We start from the raw sequence: 21,079 nt of genomic DNA on the forward strand, positions 1-21,079 counted from the left end.
TATAAAAGATTATCCAAATTATTTTTTGGAGGAATTATTATGCTTTTTACTCCTGATATTTTAAATCTTGTCTCGGCAATGTGCCTCGGTGCCTTAATTGGTGCTGAGCGCCAATGGCGTCAACGTATGGCGGGACTGAGAACCAACGCATTAGTTGCAACGGGTGCTGCTGTTTTTATTTTAAGTTCTGTCACGACATCACCTGATAGCCCTGGCCGTATTGCTGCACAAGTGGTTTCAGGGATCGGTTTTCTGGGCGCGGGTGTCATCATGCGTGAAGGCATGAATATTCGAGGCTTGAATACAGCGGCAACGTTATGGTGTTCTGCTGGGATTGGCGTGTTATGCGGGTTGGGGCAATATTCACTCGCATTGATGGCTACCTTATTGATTTTATGTGCAAATATTTTATTGCGAGAAGCGGCTTCTCGCATCAATAAGCAGCCTCAAGTTCAAGCCTTAGATGTTGAACAACGTTATAAAATCCGCGTTATGTGCCATCAAGAAGACGAGATTTTAGTTAGAACCCTTATTTTACAAGCTATTAATGGGTTACACATTCGGCTGCAATCGTTAAGTAGTGCTGACACATTAAAAACAGAACAACTTGAGGTTTGTGCTGAATTTTTGGCAACACCCGCTGAGCAAAAAGAGATTGAAGCATTAGTTTGTAGAATCAGTCTTGAGCAAAGCGTAAGTGCTATCAATTGGAAAGTGGCATCAGAGCTTCCGGCCTGAATGCAAACAATTAACTCACTATAGGAGCCGAAATGGACGATCACCCTCCGTCATGGAGACGAACCTTGGAGCTATCCAATTGATATAATAGCCTTATTTTCAGTTGGATAGCGTAAAAATACACAAGTGTTGTATTAGAGACAACGTTATGACTGAAATAAGACACCAACGCAAAAGCGTTAAAGCGCCTGCACGGCAAAAATTTATTGTTGGCGAGCAAGCGAGTAAAAATATTGAGCAAGTGCTAAATGAGTATCAAACCAATTTATTAGGCCTAGCAGACAATGAAGCGATGGATCGCTTAGTGGCTGAGGGTGAAAATGAGGTTGCTCATGAAAAAGCCCCTCCTGCTTGGAAGCAGCTGCTTTCATCATTTAAAAACCCATTTATTTTTGTTCTGATTGTGTTGGCGTTAGTCAGCTTTTTCACGGACTATCTGATCCCTGAGCGTCAAGGAGAAGAGACAGATTTAACGGGTGTTATCATTATTGTTACGATGGTTCTGCTAAGTGGTTTATTGCGTTTTTGGCAGGAATATCGGACGAATAAAGCCGCTGAAGCGCTCAAATCTTTGGTTAGAACGACCGCAACGGTGTTTCGTCGGGACAATAAAACAGGGCGTTCAATTCGTAAAGAAGTTCCAATTAAATGCCTAGTCCCTGGGGATATTGTTCTTTTATCCGCTGGAGATATGGTTCCCGCCGATTTAAAACTCGTTGAATCGAGAGACTTATTTATTAGCCAAGCGATTTTAACTGGTGAATCTATCCCTGTAGAGAAATATGACACATTAGGGGATGTTTCCGCCAAAAACCTTGATCCTGTATCGCCCACTGAAAATGAATTACTTGAAATATCAAATATTTGCTTAATGGGTACTAACGTCACCAGCGGAACGGCTCGCGGTATTGTGGTGGCAACGGGTGGGAAAACCTATTTAGGCTCGCTAGCAAAATCAATCGTTGGTAGTCGAGCACAAACCTCTTTTGACAAGGGGGTAAATAGTGTCAGCTGGCTATTGATCCGTTTTATGCTAGTTATGGTTCCAATTGTCTTATTGATTAATGGATTTACAAAAGGTGATTGGTTCGAAGCAACGCTGTTTTCTTTAGCTGTTGCTGTAGGGTTAACCCCTGAAATGCTTCCAATGATCGTCAGTTCAAACTTGGCGAAAGGGGCAATTGCAATGTCTAAGCACAAAGTGATTGTCAAAAGGTTGAATGCTATCCAAAACTTTGGCGCAATGGATGTTCTTTGCACAGATAAAACGGGAACGTTAACGCAAGATAGGATCATTTTAGAACATTACCTTGATAGTCATGGTGAGAAAAATAGTAAAATTCTGCAACTAGCGTGGCTGAATAGTTTTCATCAAAGTGGTGCTAAAAATATGATGGATCAGGCCATTATTCGCCGTGGAAGAGGGAATAGTGAGGTTGAACAATTAAAAGCATTCCAGAAAATTGATGAGTTGCCATTCGATTTTATCCGACGAAAATTATCGGTAACGGTAAGGACGCCAGAGGGAAATGCGTTACTTATCTGTAAAGGTGCTGCTGAGGAAATGCTCGCTGTTTGTCAAAGTTATCAACAAAATGGTGAATCTCAGGTTTTAGATGAGCAAGCGAGAGCAAGAGTCACAGAGTTAGTGAGTGATTACAACCGACAAGGATTTCGGGTACTGTTGCTAGCGACGCGAGCATTAAATGAACATGAAGCTAGCCTGCCATTATCTGCTCAAGCGGAGCAGCAACTTGAGCTCCAAGGTATTTTAACTTTCTTGGATCCTGCTAAAGAAAGTGCGATTTCTGCAATCGCGGCGTTGCGTGAAAATGGTGTCACCGTCAAAGTATTGACTGGCGATAATGCCATCATTACGGAAAAAATCTGCCATGATGTTGGGCTAAATATCAGTGAAATCATGACGGGTTTGGAAGTTGAAGCGTTGTCTGATGAAGAGTTGAGCCAAAAAGTTGAGCAGGTTTCTGTCTTTTGTAAGCTGACGCCATTGCAAAAATCCCGAATTTTAAAAAGATTACAGGTAAATGGACATACTGTCGGCTTTTTAGGGGACGGAATTAATGATGCGCCAGCGCTTCGTGATGCTGATGTGGGAATTTCCGTTGATACGGGTACTGATATCGCAAAAGAATCAGCGGATATCATCTTACTGGAAAAAGATTTGATGGTATTAGAGCAGGGAGTGATTAAAGGACGGGAAACTTTTGGTAATATTATCAAATACCTGAATATGACAGCGAGCTCTAACTTCGGGAATGTGTTCTCTGTATTAATTGCTAGTGCATTTATTCCGTTCTTACCCATGTTAGCAATTCATTTGCTCGTACAAAATTTGCTGTACGATATTTCCCAACTGGCATTACCTTGGGACAAAATGGATAAAGAGTTCTTAAAACGCCCTCGTAAATGGGATGCGAAAAACATTGGTCGCTTTATGATTTGGATCGGGCCAACCTCTTCTATCTTCGATATCACCACGTTTGCTTTGATGTGGTATGTATTCCAAGCAAATAGTGTGGCTCATGAAGCATTGTTCCAATCAGGTTGGTTTGTTGAAGGGTTATTATCACAAACCTTGGTTGTTCATATGTTAAGAACACAAAAAATACCCTTTATTCAAAGCACGGCGGCACTACCTGTGATGTTAACAACGGGGTTAATTATGGCATTAGGCTTATATATCCCGTTTTCATCATTTGGAACCATGATTGGGTTACAACCATTACCAATTGAGTATTTCCCTTGGTTAGCGTTAACATTAGTAAGTTACTGTATTGTCGCACAATTGATGAAACAATTTTATATCAAGCGCTTTGGTACATGGCTATAACATATTGATAAATTAATAAAAAGAAGAACCAAGGAAGGTTCTCCTTTTTGCATAAAAAAGAGCCACAAATGGGCCCTTTCTTGGAAAATTGCAGTACTCTGAAATAATCTAAGCGATTACAGACCTAAAGCCGTTTTCATTTGTTTCATTGCATCAATACCTTGTTGGCAAGCTTTATCTTGCTGATCTTTAGGTAATGCGGCAACTTGTTTTTTACCTTCTTCCAGTTGACCTTTCATCGCATCTAACTGAGCTTTTGCTTGTGGGTTTTCTGAAGCTTTAGCAATTAAGCTATCAACTTCAGCGAAGTAAGCATTACAAGTTTCAGTTGCACCAGCAACTTCACCTTTTTTCTCTTCTTCTGAACAAGCAGTGATTGTCAGTGCCAATAAACCCATACCACAAGCTAAAATTAACTTTTTCATAATCAACCTTATTAAAATTATTTATTTATATAGCAAATGAAGTATATAAGAGAAGTTTTTAATATCAAATGTAACTAATCCTAAAATAATATCTTAATTAGTAATTATAAAAATAACTATGTTAGTGAATAATATTGCAATATGAAGCATGGGTAGTTGGATTATATATTATTTATGGGGAACTCATTAAAAATCACAGTATTAACCGCTGTTTAAAAGGGTGCATTCATTATTAGTGTAATACTCCCTCGATTAAGATAAAACTAAAAGGGTAAAGACTGGCATTAAGTTGAAATGGGTAATTTCTGTAAAGTTATTTCTCATTAGAAAATAAGCCCCTGAAAGTGTGATATAGAACGAAATAAAGTCAATTAAAACCCATATAACACTTTTAATGCTATTTATAACATTTTTGTATATAGGGTTGAGTGTTTAAAAATAGTTATAAAATGTAATGAAAAGTTTACGGAAATTGAATAACGCTAAACTATGAGATATTTTAAGCATTAATATCTGTACATTTAAGATGCAATAATAGATGAAAAAGGTGAGCAGCTTCACATATTTATCAATTAAATCTTTGAATAGCTATAATATTGATTTTTAAATCAAATTTTCTTTGTACGAAGATAGGATAATCAGGTAAAGTCTGAGCCTTTGGTCTGTCTAATGAATAATTGCCTTTATAAGGTTCGTTAACGCTATGTGTATAGAGTTAACAAAATTTAAGTTAATTAGGTTGACGCTAAATCAAATTCGTACCAAAATTGACTCACCTTGGAAATTCGCCAAAGAGCGATAGACGGGGTAAAATATTTTTCATAAAGGGCAATAATTTTTCTTACATTACATTCTTAGGAGGATCATTCTCCTAAAGAAAAAGTGAGAAAATAATATACGGGTTTACCCGTATTTAAATGCAACATAGCAGACATTCTATTAATGCTATGGGCATAACAAGTATGTAACTCGGTTTATCTTGTTACAATTTTATTTTTAGACTTACACACAGGGCTTTACCATTATGTCTGCTTCTATTGTAAAGAAACGGCCTCTGAGTCGTTACATCAAAGATTTTAAACACAGCCAAACTCATTGTGCACATTGCCACAAAACTCTTGATCGTATCTCTTTGGTTTTCAACGATGACATCTTAAATAAAGAAGCTATCGCTGATATGACCGAATTGGTTGATGAAGGAACTTGGGGAGAGCTGCAAGGTAAATTTACTGCACTTTGTCGTTTTTGTAGTGAGATTTACTGCAATAGCAATACTGATTATTTTGATATTATGTCATTTAAACAGTATTTATTCTTACAGACTGAGATGAGCCACAGTACCGTTCGTGAGTATGTTGTTCGCTTACGCCGCTTAGATGAGTTGTTATCTTCTTCTAATTTTTCAATGAAAGAATTTACTGCAAGTAAAGTTCAAGAACAATTAAGCGAAAAAATGACAGACTCAGCATTTAGTAATTACAATATTGCATTACGTAAATATGAACAATATTTATTCTGGGAATCAGAAAAAGTGCAGTAATAAGAATAGAGTAGATAACCTACTTTGTGGTTAATCAATATCTATTCATTAATGAATTGGTGTCCTATGGGCACCTTTTGCGTTTTTGGCGGTTCAAAATAAATATCAAATCTGAATAGAATACGAAGATTAATTATATGAAAATCATTGAAAAGAAAAATGAAGAGGCCTGACTTCAATTATTCATGAAATCAGGCCTTATTGTATTTAACCGATGGTCATCAAGCTTGCATTCCCCCCCGCTGCAGCGGTATTGACACTCAATGAACGTTCGTGAACAAGTCGTTCTATTAATAAGTTTGTATCGCCACGCTCAAAACCTTGAACAGAGATAATTGGCCCTTTACGTTCAGCGATAACTGCACAAACTTCTTTTAACTGATCGCTATCCCCATGGTAAATAACACCTTCAATTGTCTCTTTAGAACCCTGCCATTGCTTGGTGATTGAGATGGTTTTTCGGACTTTCTCAGGAAGCAGTTTAAATAGTTTTTGGTGAGTTTCGCTATCAGGCCAAAGGGATTGGCAACCTGCCGCTAGAACCGCTGCAAGTTGAATTAAGCAGTCATTTTCATTGTCACTAATACATAAAACCAGGCCACGAGGACGTAATGTATAGGTATTTTTTTCACCCGTAGGGCCAGGTAAAAGTCGAGTAGTCCCTGCTTGAGTATAACGCGTAAATTGTTCGAGAACGGATTGATCAACAGGTGCCTGCTGTTTTTCTACCCATGCAGTAAAGGCATCGAAAGGTGCAAGTAATTCGGCCCGTGCACTAGCATCCATTGGTAAGTGTTCATCTTGACGTGCAAGCGTATTCGTCACCGCACTCTCTGGACGTTCACTTAATAAACGGTAGAGATATAACGGCCCGCCCGCTTTTGGTCCAGTACCTGATAACCCTTCGCCACCAAATGGTTGCACGCCGACCACTGCGCCAACCATATTTCGGTTGACATATAAGTTGCCAACTTTAGCTTTGCTGACGACTTGGTTGATGGTTTCATCAATACGGGTATGAACACCTAAAGTTAAGCCGTAACCCGCTGCATTGATTTGATCAACGAGCATATCAAGTTCATCACGTTTGAAACGAACCACATGAAGAACAGGGCCAAAAATTTCTCTTTTCAGCTCGCTAATGTTTTCCAACTCAATTAATGTTGGCTTAACATAAGTGCCTTCGTGTTGTTCTTTTGTATCATCGGAATGATCAAATGCCGCTTGGAAAATAGGTTTTCCTTTGCTACGCATTTGTTGAATATGTTGATCAATATTATCTTTCGCCTCACGGTCAATCACTGGGCCGATATCGGTGGAAAGGTGTTCTGGGTTCCCCATGCGACATTCTTCCATAGCGCCTTTCAACATACGTATGGTTCTATCGGCAACATCTTCTTGAACACAAAGTATACGTAATGCGGAGCAGCGTTGGCCTGCACTATCAAATGCAGAAGCAACCACATCTGTGACGACTTGCTCTGTTAATGCGGAGGAGTCGACAATCATGGCGTTTAATCCGCCAGTTTCTGCGATTAACGGGGTAGGGCGGCCTTGGGTATCTAAGCGACCAGCAATATTACGCTGTAATAACCCCGCGACTTCCGTTGAACCCGTAAACATGACGCCACGAACGCGTTTATCACCGACTAACTGGGCTCCGATAGTTTCTCCTTTACCAGGTAAAAATTGCAATACATCACGAGGAATACCCGCTTGGTGAAGAATTGAAACGGCGATGGCACCGACAAGTGGTGTTTGCTCTGCTGGCTTGGCTAGTACAGTATTGCCCGCAGCGAGTGCAGCAGCAATTTGCCCAGAGAAAATAGCAAGCGGGAAGTTCCAAGGGCTGATACATACCACAGGTCCTAATGGACGATGGGTATTATTATCAAAGTCATTTTTGACTTGTGTCGCATAATAATTCAAGAAATCTACCGCTTCACGGACTTCTGCGATGGCATTCGAATAGGTTTTGCCCGCTTCACGAACTAAGACATCGAGTAGCGGTTGCAACTGCTGTTCCATGAGATCGGCTGCGCGTAATAAAATAGCGGCACGTTCTGATGGTGGGGTTGCAAACCAAATTGTGCCTGCGTCATTGGCGATATTTAACGCATGATCGGCTTCTTGTTCTGTCGTTTCACGAACATGACCGACAATATCTTTATGGCACGCAGGGTTGAGGATTGCTTGAGCTTCTGGAAGCGTATCTTTTGTGGAGAACTCGCCACCCAATAAAGGCTCTGCTAGTTTAGGCTGGATAGCAGCGCTGAGCAGTGCGCTTGATAAAGAAGCTAAACGGTGCTCATTCGACAGGTCGAGGCCCATAGAGTTAACACGTTCATTCCCGTATAAATCACGTGGGAGAGCGATTTTAGGGTGGGGTAAACCGATTTGGCCTTCTGTTTTAGATAGCTCAAGTACATCTTTCACAGGATCTGCGACTAATTCATCTAACGGAATAGTTGCATCAGCAATGCGATTAACAAATGAAGTATTTGCGCCATTTTCTAATAAGCGGCGAACTAAATAAGCTAATAACGTTTCATGGGTACCAACAGGGGCATAGATACGGCATGGGCGATTAAGTTTGCCATCTGCCACTTTCCCGACTACTTGCTCATACAGTAGTTCACCCATCCCATGCAAACATTGAAACTCATACTGGCCAGGGTAGTAATTTTTACCTGCAATTTGGTAGATAGCGGAGAGGGTATGTGCGTTATGCGTTGCGAATTGTGGGTAAATTAAATTTGGTACAGATAATAATTTGCGAGCACAAGCAATGTATGAAACATCGGTGTAAACCTTACGGGTATAGACTGGATAACCCTCTAAACCATCAATTTGTGCGCGTTTAATTTCGCTATCCCAATAAGCACCTTTAACTAGACGGATCATCAAACGACGTTGGCTGCGTTCTGCTAAATTGATAATGTAATCAATCACAAATGGACAGCGTTTTTGATAAGCTTGAATAACAAAGCCAATTCCATTCCAGCCTGCAAGTTGCGGCTCGAAACACAGTTTTTCGAGTAAATCTAATGAGATTTCTAAGCGATCAGCCTCTTCTGCATCAATATTAATCCCTACGTCATATTGATGTGCTTGTAATACAAGAGAAAGTAGGCGTGGGTATAGCTCATCCATAACGCGTGAATATTGTGCACGGCTATAGCGAGGGTGCAGGGCTGATAGTTTTATTGAAATACCTGGGCCTTCATAAATACCACGTCCATTTGACGCTTTACCGATAGCGTGGATCGCTTGTTGGTATGACACCATGTAATCTTGGGCGTCTTTTTCTGTTAACGCAGCTTCTCCTAACATATCATAGGAATAGCGAAAGCCTTTGTCTTCTAACTTACGTGCGTTCGCTAAGGCTTGGGAAATGGTTTCGCCTGTAACAAATTGCTCGCCCATCAAACGCATCGCCATGTCTACGCCTTTACGTACTAGTGGCTCGCCACTTTTACTGATAATGCGGTTTAATGAGGTCGACAATTTAGCTTCGTTGTGAGTAGAAACTAGCTTACCTGTAAATAATAAGCCCCACGTTGCAGCATTCACAAACATTGAGCTGCTTTGCCCTAGGTGAGATTGCCAATTTCCGTTACTGATTTTGTCACGAATTAATGCATCGCGAGTGGCTTTATCAGGGATGCGCAATAAGGCTTCGGCTAAACACATTAATGCTACACCTTCTTGGGACGAAAGTGAAAACTCTTGCAACAACCCTTGTACTAACCCTGAACGACCTACACCATTTTTTTGATTGCGTAATTTTTCTGCAATGGAGTAAGCCAGTTTATGCGCTGCCTCTGCCTGCTCAGTTGGCAGTTGTGCTTGTTGCAATAACATTGGTACAGCTTGTGTTTCTGGGATGCGATATGCGGAAGTAATTGAAGAGCGTTTTACTGATTGTGGTAAAATATGCTCTGCAAAATCTAAAAATGGCTGATAATTAGATTCTACTGTGGTGTCTTCTTCTCCTGTCTGATTTTCTTTTGCATCGATACCGGCGGATAACTCAGGAATGATTTGGTTATTGTCGAGTTGTTCTAGGTAATTATAAATAGCTTGCTTGATAAGCCAGTGTGATGTGCGATCCAGTCGTTGAGCGGCATTTTTAATGCGTTCACGAGTTGCTTCATCAAGTCTCACACCCATAGTTGTCGTGCTACTCATCTTAATTCCTCTAGTTGACAGGTCGTCATAATCGAAAAGTTACACAACATTATCTTAATGTTGCAACTTTGTGCAACATTGTTAAGTGAAATTTCTGAGGGAAATGTGAAATATGTCGGGTTTTTTGGTGATTAATCATATTAATGAAAGTTATGGTTATTTATTCTATATATTTTTCATATGGTTATAGCCATGCCGTTATTAAGGGAATAATTAATCAATTATTTTGAAATTTGGCTTAAAATTTTAACATTTGTGATATGGATTCTATTTATGGAATAAAAAATAGTTAATTTCTTGTTAATTTAATATGAGTCTGACTAGGATGGAGTCACTAAGATATTAAGTTAGTGCAACACAAACAATCACAACCTATTTGGTGTTCACGAAGATAAATTAAAGATGTGCAATAAAGTGCAACACCATGAAGTTACAAGTTATCAACGGCAATTCATATAAAGATAACTACACTACTAAGCTACTCAATGGAGAATATAGATGACTGTAAGCACTCCGATGATTGTCACGTTCATCGTATATATTACTGGCATGTTATTAATTGGCTATTTAGCCTATCGCTCAACAAAAAACTTTGATGATTATATTCTCGGAGGACGAAGTTTAGGCAGTGTGGTGACCGCATTATCAGCGGGTGCATCAGACATGAGCGGTTGGTTATTGATGGGGTTACCTGGCGCGATTTTTATCGCAGGTATTTCTGAAAGTTGGATTGCAATCGGGTTAACACTAGGGGCTTATTTTAACTGGTTATTCGTAGCAGGCCGCCTACGTTTGCAAACAGAAAAAAATAATAATGCCTTGACACTACCAGATTATTTTACCAGCCGTTTTGAGGACAATAGTAAAATCTTACGGATTATTTCTGCCATTGTTATCTTAGTTTTCTTCACCATTTATTGTGCATCAGGTGTTGTTGCAGGTGGATTATTGTTCGAAAGTACATTCCATATTAGCTACGAAAAAGCGATGTGGTTAGGGGCATTAGCCACTATTGCTTATACATTCTTAGGCGGCTTTTTAGCTGTGAGCTGGACAGATACAGTCCAAGCTTCGTTAATGATTTTTGCCCTGATCCTCACACCAGTTGTCGTTATTTTATCTATGGGTGGCATAGATACCTCTATTGAAGTGATAAAAGCGAAAAATCCTGAATACCTTGATATGTTCAAGGGAATGAATTTTATTGCAATTCTGTCTTTACTTGGCTGGGGTTTAGGCTATTTTGGGCAACCTCATATTTTAGCACGCTTTATGGCGGCAGATTCACACCAAACAATCCACTCCGCAAGGCGTATTAGCATGACGTGGATGGTGTTATGTTTAGGCGGTACTATTGCCGTTGGCTTCTTTGGTATCGGTTATTTCGAAATGAACCCGAGTGTTGCAGGGGCTGTAACGCAGAATAATGAACGTATTTTCATGGAATTAGCAGCAATATTATTTAATCCATGGGTAGCGGGAGTGTTACTTTCTGCAATTTTAGCCGCGGTAATGAGTACCTTAAGTTGCCAATTATTAGTGTGCGCAAGTGCATTGACCGAAGATCTCTACAAGCCATTTATTCGTAAAACAGCGAGCCAAAAAGAGTTAGTGTGGGTCGGGCGTTTTATGGTGCTGATAGTTGCGGCTATTGCTATCTATATTGCCCGTGATCCAAATAACAAAGTATTAGGGTTAGTGAGCAATGCATGGGCGGGGTTTGGCGCTGCGTTTGGTCCCGTTGTTTTGATGTCTGTGCTTTGGAAGCGTATGACACGCACAGGTGCTCTGGCGGGTATGTTGGTGGGCGCTATAACTGTATTAGTTTGGATGCAATACAAATGGTTTGCATTGTATGAAATTATTCCTGGTTTTATCTTTGCTACCATCGCGATTGTAGTGGTGAGTTTAATCACCAAAGCGCCAAGTGCAGAAGCACAAGAACGCTTCGAACAAGCGGAAGCGGAATATAAAGCAAAGTAATAGTTGTTATCTTGTGATTAGATGAACGATTAAGAAGGCCGAACTGTTAAATATGTTCGGCCTTTTTTATTGGTGGATAGCGAAATGGTGTTTAATGTGTTTTGCGACGTTTCACAATTTGATAGCCAATAAGCAGCACAATAAACCAGATAGGTGTCGCGATTAAGGCTTGCCTTGTATCGTGTTGGAATGCGAGTAAGACAATCATAAAAGCAAAAAATGCTAAGCTAACCCAAGACATAATAATCCCCGCAGGCATTTTATAATGGGAGGCTTTATGCATTTCTGGCCGCTTACGACGAAAGTTGAGGTAACTATATAAAATCATGCTCCAAATAAACATGAATAAGATAGCGGATACTGTAGTCACTAAGGTGAACGCATGCATGATATCAGGAATAAAATAGATAAGCACAATACCAAAACTGAGGCATATACAGGTGAAAATTAACCCTGTTGCAGGCACGGCTTTTTTCGATAACTGGCTAAATTTCTTCGGTGCATCACCTTCTTTAGACAAACCAAATAACATACGGCTGGTGGAAAATACTCCACTGTTTGCGGATGAAGCGGCTGACGTTAGCACCACAAAGTTAACGATGCTGGCCGCCGCAGGAAGACTGATTAACACAAACATTTCAACAAATGGGCTTTTATCCGCCAAAATTGTCCGCCAAGGTGTTACGGCCATAATCACAATAAGTGATAAAACATAGAAGGCAATGATACGAATTGGGATTGCATTGATGGCTTTTGGTAGCGATTTTTCAGGATCGCGCGTTTCAGCGGCCGCGGTACCGACTAATTCAATCCCAACAAATGCAAATATCGCAATTTGGAAGCCTGCAAAGAAACCACTTATTCCCATAGGGAACATTCCACCATCATTCCAAATGTTACTCAATGATGCAGTATGGCCTGTAGGCGATTGGAAATTCATCGCGATAAGCGTTCCGCCTACTGCAATTAAGGCAATAATGGCGACAATTTTTATCATCGCAAACCAAAACTCAAGCTCACCAAAAAGCTTAACGGACACTAAATTTAGTGTGAGTAAGGTGATGACACAAATAAATGAAGTCACCCATTCAGGAAAATCGGGTACCCAGAAACTGACATAGGAGGTAATGGCAATAATATCTGCGATGCCAGTGATCACCCAACAAAACCAATATGTCCAGCCGACGAAAAAACCTGCCCATGGCCCGATCAGGTCAGCAGAAAAGTCGCTGAAGGATTTATAGTTAAGGTTAGAGAGTAGAAGTTCACCCATTGCTCGCATAACAAAAAATAACACGAAGCCAATTATCATGTATACGAATATAATGGATGGCCCTGCAAGAGAGATGGTTTTCCCTGACCCCATGAATAGACCCGTTCCAATTGCGCCGCCAATTGCAATAAGTTGAATATGGCGGTTACTAAGGCTTCGTTTTAACTGATTACGATCAGCGGAGTGCTGAGCTGGGTTTGAAGTTGTATTTTCTTCCATACTGTAAAGTGTCCGTAGTAGTTTGTTATAATTGACCACAGTATTTTTTTATTTGTGTGGTTATGTTTGCGTGAAATATTGTGACATAAATCTCAATTAGAGTAAGGAAAACTTACTTTGTTGAAATCGAAGTGCTGCTTATTCAATCTATCATTATCGTTAATTTAACATTCAATACTAAAAATTAACTTACACAATAAAAATAGCAGAATAATATTGACTGTAGCAATTGATAGGCGTTAAATATTTTGCACTGGGTTGTTAGCTCAGTTGGCAGAGTAGGCGACTCTTAATCGCTCGGTCTGGGGTTCGAACCCCCAACAACCCACCAGAATTAAGCTGTATTATCAGTATAATAAGCCACTTTTAAACAGTGGCTTATTGCTTTTTATGGTGCAAAAAAGCCTATTTATTATTCCCTTCGAAACAATTTCCATTTTTTACTCAAATTCATCTTGGATAAGCTTTGAGCCAGTCTGATTTACCTGACTCTAAGTTGAATAATCAAAACACAAAGAGAGCCTTGATTATATGCAATGTATATCAAAGTGCTATTTGTTAAATAAATGTGTAACTAATAAATTAAAAGAAAATTGATTGAACAGTATTTTTCTGAAATGAATAAATATCGATAAAATGCAATGATCAAAAAAAAATAAATAGGCTGTTAAAACAGCCAATAAGGTAATAAAAAAGATAAGTTAGCAAAATAACCCACCTAATCAAAAATAATCAGATTAATAATCTGTTGCAATACAGGGAAGTAATGCTATTCCTGTTGCGACCTTTTTTTCACGGTTACTTTAGCTTCGTAACCTAATAGGTATAAAGCCTGTTCTAGCATCTCAATTTTTGACGCGTAGTGAACATCGAGTAAGCGTTCTATTTGTTGCGCATTAATATTCATTTTTCTAGCTAAATCAACACGTAAAGTTTTAGTGTCTAACATTGCATTATGTAGCGCGACTTTGAGGCAGACTAAAATAGGCAAATACACTGGGAATGCATTTTCTGTATGTCCTTGCGGTAGTGGAATTGCTTTTCTTGACGTTATTAATTCAGATAATGTTGCCAGTAAAACCTCTTCGGCTTCCAATTCAACATCATCTTTGCAAAAAGTGACACCTTGAATACCTGGAAAATCATAAAAATTGATTTCAAATGCACCTTCTTCTTCAACAAATTCAACATTGGCAAAATAAGTAAACATACCTTTCCTTTTATAGTTGGTATTAAAAGCCGTTAGTATAAAGTAAATCTAAGAGAGCTTCAGTCAAACCTGTATGCAGAATAAGCGAGATTATAGGTGAGTAAGATGGCTTATTGAGCTCGATGATATCAAGATGTTCATTTTGTGATCTTGTAGGCGCAAATGTACCTATAACAACATAGTTTTATTTAGAAACTATTTGGAAATAAAGAAACTAAATGTGAACAAAGTCGCAATTCTTATAATCTTTTTACTCCAGTAGACATACTTCATTTTGTTGAATTTGTACTCGAAAAGCTAACTGAATTATTTTAACTAAAATCAACTCATTTCAGTTATATGTGCTCATCAACTAAGCAAATTTACTTAAGTTAAATTAGCGTTAAGCTGGATTTGTTAAAATAAAAGTATATAGTAATCAAAAGTTATAATAACGTTATGTTATTATGTTATTAACGTGCCAATGTAAAACCCTAAACAAATTAAGTAAAAATACAAATTAAAATACAAGATGTCAGCACTGTTTTATTCTTATTTTGAATGAGATAAAGCGAATAGGAAAATTGATAAGAAACAGAATGTTCTCAATTGAAACTTTGATTTTTCGTGATGCGTTCTTGGGTTTGGTTACCTGTAGGTTGATCATTTTATTAAAAAAATTAATTTTTTAGTTATTTTAATAAAAAAAACAAAAATAAATTGATTGAAAGTGTTTAGTTAAAAAAATAATAACAAGAAAATTACTAAAAATATAAATCGGCCAATAATACATAACACATATATTTAAGCTAAATATTTGTTTCATTACTGACAGGCTTTATAAAGTTTATTAATTTTATTAATATTATCATATGGGCATATTATAACCATAGTTTAATGATTCTAATGTAACATATATATATGGAGATAATATGTATGACAAAATAATATCTTTTTTCTCTTTGAACTGGATTGAATAATTTTGAATAACGCCTATTGCCATCATTAAACTTATTGAAAATTAATGATTAAGTTTTATTCCCAAATAGTCGATAATGAGGAATACCTATATTAGATTTTTGAGTTTCTCAATACCAAAGATTGATTTGGATCAATATTTTGATTTTGATGTTGTGATTGGTTTTTTTTGCTTTCAAATCACACATAAAGAGTGAAGGCTTTGATTAAAATCCTGTCATTTGGCTTAGGGTGATCTAAAATATTGCGGATATTTTAGATAGGGAAAGACAAGATAAAGAAATAATAAAGATTATTTAATGAATCAATGGATAATTATCCCAATGAGATAAAAAGAAACATAAGTACCTTGAATAGTTAATTTAGTGGTGCATAATAATTGACGACTAATAATGACATCGGCAAATTCTGACTTTTACTGAAAGTGCTAAATTTTTAGTCACTCTTTATTGTTTGTAGGTATTCAGGAAATGTATTTAATTTAAGTTTGAAGATTTGTGTTTTTATACTCCAAACTGGGTATTGATTAACGGAAAACATGGGAAGTAATGGAATACATTTATCCAGTTTAATTAATTTTACTAATAACCAATTTTAGGCACACAAAACTTTCAAATTCATATTTGTTCTTTTTGCACACAGATGTTGATAAATATTCGGAAAGGAAAAAAAATGAGCTCGACGACAGATTTTCTGAAGCATATATACGATATTAACCTCTCATATTTGCTATTAGCCCAAAAACTCATCTCCCAAGAGAAAGCTTCTGCGATGTTCCGCTTAGGTATCTCTGATGCAATGGCAACTACTTTAGCAGACCTTACGCTTCCTCAATTGGTCAAATTGGCAGAAACAAACCAGCTAATCTGTCAGTTTAGATTTGAGAATAGCGACACAATTGAAAAGTTGACCCGCGACTCAAGGGTTGATGAATTACAACAAATTCATACAGGTATCCTCCTTTCGACCCGATTATTGCAAACGCATAATGAAGGCGACACTGATATAGCGAGAAAAAGATGAGTACCGCAGCTGAAAAAAGTATTGTCCAAGAAGCGAACGATATTCGCTTAGCCATGGAATTAATCTCTTTAGGCGCTCGCCTTCAAATGTTAGAAAGTGAAACCCAAATTAGCCGCGGCCGTTTAGTTCGATTATACAAAGAACTTCGAGGCTGCCCGCCACCAAAAGGTATGCTACCGTTCTCAACAGATTGGTTTATGACATGGGAGCAGAATATTCATTCATCCATGTTTTATAACGCCTATCAATTTTTACTGCAAAGTGGACATTGCCAAGGCGTTGATGCCATCTTAAAAGCTTACCGTTTGTATCTTGAACAATGTATTCCAGAGCCAGGTGATGAGCCATTATTAGCACTAACACGAGCTTGGACCCTCGTCCGTTTTGTTGAAAGTGGCATGCTACAAAGTTCAAAATGCAGCTGCTGCCATGGTTCGTTTATCACTTATGCGCACATCCCAGAAAATAGTTTTACTTGTAGTTTGTGTCAGCCGCCATCACGAGCAATAAAAAAACGTAAACTTTCCGAGCATCTCGCCGATATTACGCTATATCGACAGGATGGCATTACGAAAGCGGTAATGTAATTGGATTGATTTGGTCAACAGGCAAGTTTTTGCCTGTTACTCCTAATATTCCCTTTGACTGCCATCTGTTAACCAACGGAGTGAAAGGGAATATTGTGTTAATACTCATCGGGTATATCATTGTTACAATAGCGGTTATTGGCGGTTATCTCATGGTTGGTGGCCATTTAGGCGCGCTATATCAACCCGCTGAATTTGTTATTATATTAGGTGCTGGTTTAGGTGCATTTGTCGTGGGTAACAGTGGCAAATCCATTATCGCCCTATGTAAAGTATTACCGAAACTATTCCGCCGTTCTTCCTACAATAAAACGATGTCAATGGACTTGATGGCATTGTTATTTCAATTGCTCAATAAATCTCGCCAACAAGGGTTACTTGCCTTAGAAAAAGATATTGAAAATCCTCAAGAAAGCGAAATTTTTTCTCAATATCCTCGCATTCTCAAAGATGCATCCACCATGATGTTTATTGTGGATTATTTGCGTTTGATGGTAAGCAGTAACTTACAAAGTCATGAAATTGAAGCCTTAATGGATGAAGAACTCGAAACATTCCGCCAAGAAAATGAAGTTCCTGCATCTGGCCTAAATATGGTCGGTGACTCCATGCCTGCTTTTGGTATTGTGGCGGCGGTATTAGGTGTCGTGAATGCGTTGGGATCTGCTGATAGGCCAGCAGGTGAACTTGGCGCATTGATTGCCCATGCGATGGTTGGAACATTCTTAGGTATTTTAGTCGCTTACGGATTTATTTTACCCTTGGCAGCACTGATTAGATTACGCAGCAGCGAACAGCTCAAAATGATGGAATGTATCAAAGTGACATTCTTATCTGCATTACAAGGGTATGCGCCGCAAATTGCCGTAGAGTTTGGTCGTAAAGTGTTATTTAGTGCTGATAGGCCGTCATTCGTTGAACTTGAAGATAGAGTTCGCGAAGTAAAAGTGGGTGCTCGCTCACAAGAAACCACCGAGGAGTAACACTAGGATGGCAGCCAATACCCCTCATGTAATTCGAGTCAAAAAACGCAATTCTCATCATCAAGGTGGCCACGGTGGTTCGTGGAAAATCGCTTATGCCGATTTTATGACGGCGATGATGGCATTCTTTTTGGTGATGTGGCTGATTTCGATTTCAAGTCCTCAAGAACTCACGCAAATTGCAGAATATTTTCGAACTCCGCTTAGTACTGCAATTAACCCTGGTACCAAAAGTGGAGATGCGACCAACCCTATTCCGGGAGGCGGCAAAGACCCCATTTTTCGTGAGGGCGATGTGATGCCTGAACCGAATAATATTATTGACGGTAATGCCAGTTATCGGTTTGAAAAGCTTAAGGAAGCCCTTGAGCAGGCTATTTTAAAAGACCCACGTCTAAATGAGTTAAAACCGCATTTACTGATCGACATGATTAATGACGGTCTGCGCATTCAAATTGTCGATAGTGAAAACCGCCCGATGTTTCAAGTAGGTTCTGCGATAGTGGAACCTTACATGCGCGATATTTTACGCGCCATTGCCCCTTTGCTAAATGATGTACCTAACCGAATCAGCATTTCAGGCCATACCGATGATTTATCTTATGCCAACGGGGCGAATTACAGCAACTGGGAACTTTCATCAGACAGAGCAAATGCTTCGCGACGTGAGTTAATCCGTGGGGGAATGGATGAGAGCAAGGTTTTACGAGTGGTTGGTATGGCATCAGCGATTCATTTAGATAAAAACAACGGTCTTGCACCAATTAACCGACGGATCAGCATCATTGTTCTCAATGATGAGGAAACGAAACAAATTTTACGTGAATACGACGGAGCAAAACCGATTTCTGACGTATTGGGTAAACCAGCTACGAAGATAGCTACTGAGACTGTGGTGACGGCGAAAACACAGAAAAAAGCCGATGAATAGACTGTGTTTGTGAAGAGATACATTGTGATTTTTTATTGCCTGCCAGATTTTCCGGCAGTCAGCGTTAAGTGAAACCTAAGCGAAACTGGATAAAAACCATGGATATTACTGAGTTTTATCAAACATTTTTCGATGAAGCCGACGAGTTGCTCAGGGATATGGAACAACATTTACTTGAGCTTGATCCTTTTGACCCGGATAGCGAGCAGCTAAATGCCATTTTCCGTAGTGCGCACTCAATAAAAGGAGGTGCTGCAACCTTTGGTTTCACTCAGTTGCAAAACACCACGCACACACTGGAAAACCTGCTCGATAAGGCACGCCATGATGAGTTGGCCCTCACTCCTGACATCATAGATGTATTTTTGGATACCAAAGATGTTATGGCCTCGCAGCTCGATGCTTACAAAAATGATTCTTTACCCGATGAAGAGTCATTTAGACGAATTTGTGAAGTGCTTAGTCGTGTTGAGAACCATGCCGAAGAGGTCATTGAGGCAGAGTCTATTATTGAAGACATTGTACAAGTAGAAGAAGTGACGTCAGAAATTCAACAAATTGACGCTAAAGGGGAATTTTCGCATTACTTTAAAATCACATTAAGTGGACTTAAAGAAACCGAAGTCGATTTACTTGCCGACGAGCTCGAACTGTTTGGTCATGTATATCATACGGAAAAATCGACCGATAGCCTCCAAGTATGGTTAGGCACAAATACCGATATTGAGGATATTTGTGGGGTACTGTGTTTTGTGGTGGATGAATCACAAATTGCACAAGACGCTATCACGTTTGCTGATTGCCAAGCTTTTATGCCACAAGCAGAAAGAAAAAGTGAACCTGAAGCCGTTCAAGATGCGGAAATTGTGCTTCCAAAAGAAGTCGTTAACCCTACCGTGGTTTCGAGCCCTTCGAAAAAAACAGCAGTAACAAAACCGAAAGGGGACTCCAGCAGTATTCGTGTTGCCGTGGAAAAAGTCGATCAACTTATCAACCTGGTCGGTGAGTTAGTAATTATCCAATCCATGCTGACACAGCACAGCCAACACGTTGATCAAAATGAATACAGTGATTTACTGAGCTCTATTGTTCAATTGGAGCGTAACTCGCGAGCCCTGCAAGAGTCCGTCATGTCTATTCGTATGATGCCAATGGACTATGTTTTCAGTCGTTTCCCACGCATGGTGCGTGATATTGCCTCTAAATTAGGTAAGAAAATTGAATTAAAAGTGGAAGGTAGTTCGACTGAACTTGATAAGAGCCTGATAGAGCGCATTGTCGACCCGCTAAATCACCTTGTCCGTAATAGCTTAGACCATGGTATTGAAAAACCAGATGTCCGTGTGGCAAATGGAAAACCAGAAGCGGGGACATTGACTCTCGCAGCTGCACATCAAAGCGGCAATATTTGTATTGAGGTGCGTGATGACGGGGCAGGTCTAAACCGTGAGCGTATTTTGGCTAAAGCCCGTTCTCAAGGGATGAATGTGCATGATGGCATGAGTAACGATGAAGTGGCGATGCTTATTATGGCACCAGGCTTCTCCACTGCAGAAGTGGTGACTGATGTATCGGGTCGCGGTGTGGGGATGGATGTGGTGAAAAGGAACATTCAAGATATGGGCGGCCGTATCCAAATCGGTTTCACCGAAGGCAAAGGAACTATCATTCGAATTTTACTTCCTTTAACCCTTGCCATTCTTGATGGAATGTCAGTAAAAGTGGCAGAAGATGTTTTTATCGTGCCTTTAAGCGCCATCATCAGCACTTTACAACCACGACAAGAAGATATTTACCGCCTTGCGGGTGAAGAAAAAATGCTTTTAGTTCGCGGTGAATATCTGCCATTGGTCGAGCTACACCATGTCTTTTCTATTGAAGAAGCGGAGCGCAATTTGGATAACAGCATTGTGCTTATTATTCAAAATGCGGGGCACCGTTTTGCATTGCTTGTGGACAAATTGGTCGGACAGCAACAAGTCGTGGTGAAAAATATCGAAAGTAACTACCGAAAAATTCCAGGTATTTCTGCTGCAACGATTATGGGCGACGGTTCTGTTGCATTGATTTTAGATGTGGCTGAGCTGCAAAAAATGAATAACAGCATTTTGATCAAAAAGAAACATCAGGTTTCCCAACCTGTCGTGCACTAAATAGAGGCCATATAC

At 39.3% G+C, this 21,079-nt stretch carries 13 protein-coding genes and 1 tRNA gene; 10 read left to right on the top strand and 4 right to left on the bottom strand.

Features of this window, described 5'->3' with window-relative positions:
• The first annotated feature begins 39 nt into the window (after positions 1 to 39).
• The gene (locus tag PSF27_RS01855; protein WP_219249123.1) at positions 40 to 738 is read left to right on the top strand and encodes an MgtC family protein; all 699 of its coding nucleotides are present in this window, start codon (positions 40 to 42) and stop codon (positions 736 to 738) included.
• 148 nt (positions 739 to 886) lie between these two features.
• Complete coding sequence (gene mgtA, locus PSF27_RS01860) at positions 887 to 3,589, top strand: magnesium-translocating P-type ATPase (RefSeq protein WP_272680773.1); 2,703 nt, start codon at positions 887 to 889, stop codon at positions 3,587 to 3,589.
• Positions 3,590 to 3,705: 116 nt separating this feature from the next.
• Here the strand turns inward: mgtA and PSF27_RS01865 are convergent, their stop codons facing one another.
• Positions 3,706 to 4,014, bottom strand: coding sequence for a DUF5339 domain-containing protein (locus tag PSF27_RS01865; RefSeq protein WP_102139566.1), 309 nt, complete (start codon positions 4,012 to 4,014; stop codon positions 3,706 to 3,708).
• A 1,024-nt stretch (positions 4,015 to 5,038) separates the two neighbouring features.
• Here PSF27_RS01865 and fliZ point away from each other — a divergent pair.
• A complete protein-coding gene (fliZ, locus tag PSF27_RS01870; RefSeq protein WP_206086740.1) occupies positions 5,039 to 5,554 on the top strand; it encodes a flagella biosynthesis regulatory protein FliZ in 516 nt (171 codons plus the stop codon).
• A 207-nt stretch (positions 5,555 to 5,761) separates the two neighbouring features.
• Here the strand turns inward: fliZ and putA are convergent, their stop codons facing one another.
• The gene (gene putA, locus PSF27_RS01875; RefSeq protein WP_272680774.1) at positions 5,762 to 9,745 is read right to left on the bottom strand and encodes a trifunctional transcriptional regulator/proline dehydrogenase/L-glutamate gamma-semialdehyde dehydrogenase; all 3,984 of its coding nucleotides are present in this window, start codon (positions 9,743 to 9,745) and stop codon (positions 5,762 to 5,764) included.
• Positions 9,746 to 10,243: 498 nt separating this feature from the next.
• On the opposite strand from putA, the gene putP reads away from it, so the two are divergent.
• On the top strand, positions 10,244 to 11,728 hold the full coding sequence (putP, locus tag PSF27_RS01880) for a sodium/proline symporter PutP (RefSeq protein ID WP_206086741.1): 1,485 nt from the start codon (positions 10,244 to 10,246) through the stop codon (positions 11,726 to 11,728).
• A 91-nt stretch (positions 11,729 to 11,819) separates the two neighbouring features.
• Here the strand turns inward: putP and cycA are convergent, their stop codons facing one another.
• On the bottom strand, positions 11,820 to 13,220 hold the full coding sequence (gene cycA, locus PSF27_RS01885) for a D-serine/D-alanine/glycine transporter (protein ID WP_206086742.1): 1,401 nt from the start codon (positions 13,218 to 13,220) through the stop codon (positions 11,820 to 11,822).
• A 255-nt stretch (positions 13,221 to 13,475) separates the two neighbouring features.
• Here cycA and PSF27_RS01890 point away from each other — a divergent pair.
• A tRNA-Lys gene (locus PSF27_RS01890) sits at positions 13,476 to 13,551 on the top strand.
• Between the two features lie 438 nt (positions 13,552 to 13,989).
• Here the strand turns inward: PSF27_RS01890 and PSF27_RS01895 are convergent.
• Positions 13,990 to 14,430, bottom strand: a complete 441-nt coding sequence (locus PSF27_RS01895) for a hypothetical protein (protein WP_206083828.1) — start codon at positions 14,428 to 14,430, stop codon at positions 13,990 to 13,992.
• 1,629 nt (positions 14,431 to 16,059) lie between these two features.
• Here PSF27_RS01895 and flhD point away from each other — a divergent pair.
• The 5 genes from flhD (at position 16,060) to cheA (ending at position 21,064) form a co-directional block, all read left to right on the top strand.
• Positions 16,060 to 16,410, top strand: coding sequence for a flagellar transcriptional regulator FlhD (flhD, locus tag PSF27_RS01900; RefSeq protein ID WP_206083829.1), 351 nt, complete (start codon positions 16,060 to 16,062; stop codon positions 16,408 to 16,410).
• Positions 16,407 to 16,997, top strand: coding sequence for a flagellar transcriptional regulator FlhC (gene flhC / locus PSF27_RS01905; RefSeq protein WP_206083830.1), 591 nt, complete (start codon positions 16,407 to 16,409; stop codon positions 16,995 to 16,997). The genes flhD and flhC overlap by 4 nt, the downstream gene beginning before the upstream one ends.
• 95 nt (positions 16,998 to 17,092) lie before the next feature.
• Positions 17,093 to 17,980 carry a flagellar motor stator protein MotA gene (motA, locus tag PSF27_RS01910; RefSeq protein WP_206083831.1) on the top strand — a complete coding sequence of 296 codons (888 nt, stop codon included), beginning with the start codon at positions 17,093 to 17,095 and terminating at the stop codon, positions 17,978 to 17,980.
• Positions 17,981 to 17,987: 7 nt separating this feature from the next.
• Positions 17,988 to 18,911, top strand: a complete 924-nt coding sequence (gene motB, locus PSF27_RS01915) for a flagellar motor protein MotB (RefSeq protein WP_241016823.1) — start codon at positions 17,988 to 17,990, stop codon at positions 18,909 to 18,911.
• Positions 18,912 to 19,009: 98 nt separating this feature from the next.
• Positions 19,010 to 21,064 carry a chemotaxis protein CheA gene (gene cheA / locus PSF27_RS01920; RefSeq protein WP_272680775.1) on the top strand — a complete coding sequence of 685 codons (2,055 nt, stop codon included), beginning with the start codon at positions 19,010 to 19,012 and terminating at the stop codon, positions 21,062 to 21,064.
• Positions 21,065 to 21,079 lie beyond the last annotated feature (15 nt).

Source organism: Providencia sp. PROV129, assembly GCF_028482245.1.
GTDB classification, from domain to species: domain Bacteria; phylum Pseudomonadota; class Gammaproteobacteria; order Enterobacterales; family Enterobacteriaceae; genus Providencia; species Providencia vermicola.

Coding starts and splice junctions, on each gene's coding strand:
- putP (WP_206086741.1), top strand. CDS start 10,244: ATGACTGTAAGCACTCCGATGATTGTCACGTTCATCGTATATATTACT.
- mgtA (WP_272680773.1), top strand. CDS start 887: ATGACTGAAATAAGACACCAACGCAAAAGCGTTAAAGCGCCTGCACGG.
- PSF27_RS01865 (WP_102139566.1), bottom strand. CDS start 4,014: ATGAAAAAGTTAATTTTAGCTTGTGGTATGGGTTTATTGGCACTGACA.
- flhC (WP_206083830.1), top strand. CDS start 16,407: ATGAGTACCGCAGCTGAAAAAAGTATTGTCCAAGAAGCGAACGATATT.
- motB (WP_241016823.1), top strand. CDS start 17,988: ATGGCAGCCAATACCCCTCATGTAATTCGAGTCAAAAAACGCAATTCT.
- cycA (WP_206086742.1), bottom strand. CDS start 13,220: ATGGAAGAAAATACAACTTCAAACCCAGCTCAGCACTCCGCTGATCGT.
- PSF27_RS01855 (WP_219249123.1), top strand. CDS start 40: ATGCTTTTTACTCCTGATATTTTAAATCTTGTCTCGGCAATGTGCCTC.
- cheA (WP_272680775.1), top strand. CDS start 19,010: ATGGATATTACTGAGTTTTATCAAACATTTTTCGATGAAGCCGACGAG.
- putA (WP_272680774.1), bottom strand. CDS start 9,745: ATGAGTAGCACGACAACTATGGGTGTGAGACTTGATGAAGCAACTCGT.
- flhD (WP_206083829.1), top strand. CDS start 16,060: ATGAGCTCGACGACAGATTTTCTGAAGCATATATACGATATTAACCTC.
- fliZ (WP_206086740.1), top strand. CDS start 5,039: ATGTCTGCTTCTATTGTAAAGAAACGGCCTCTGAGTCGTTACATCAAA.
- PSF27_RS01895 (WP_206083828.1), bottom strand. CDS start 14,430: ATGTTTACTTATTTTGCCAATGTTGAATTTGTTGAAGAAGAAGGTGCA.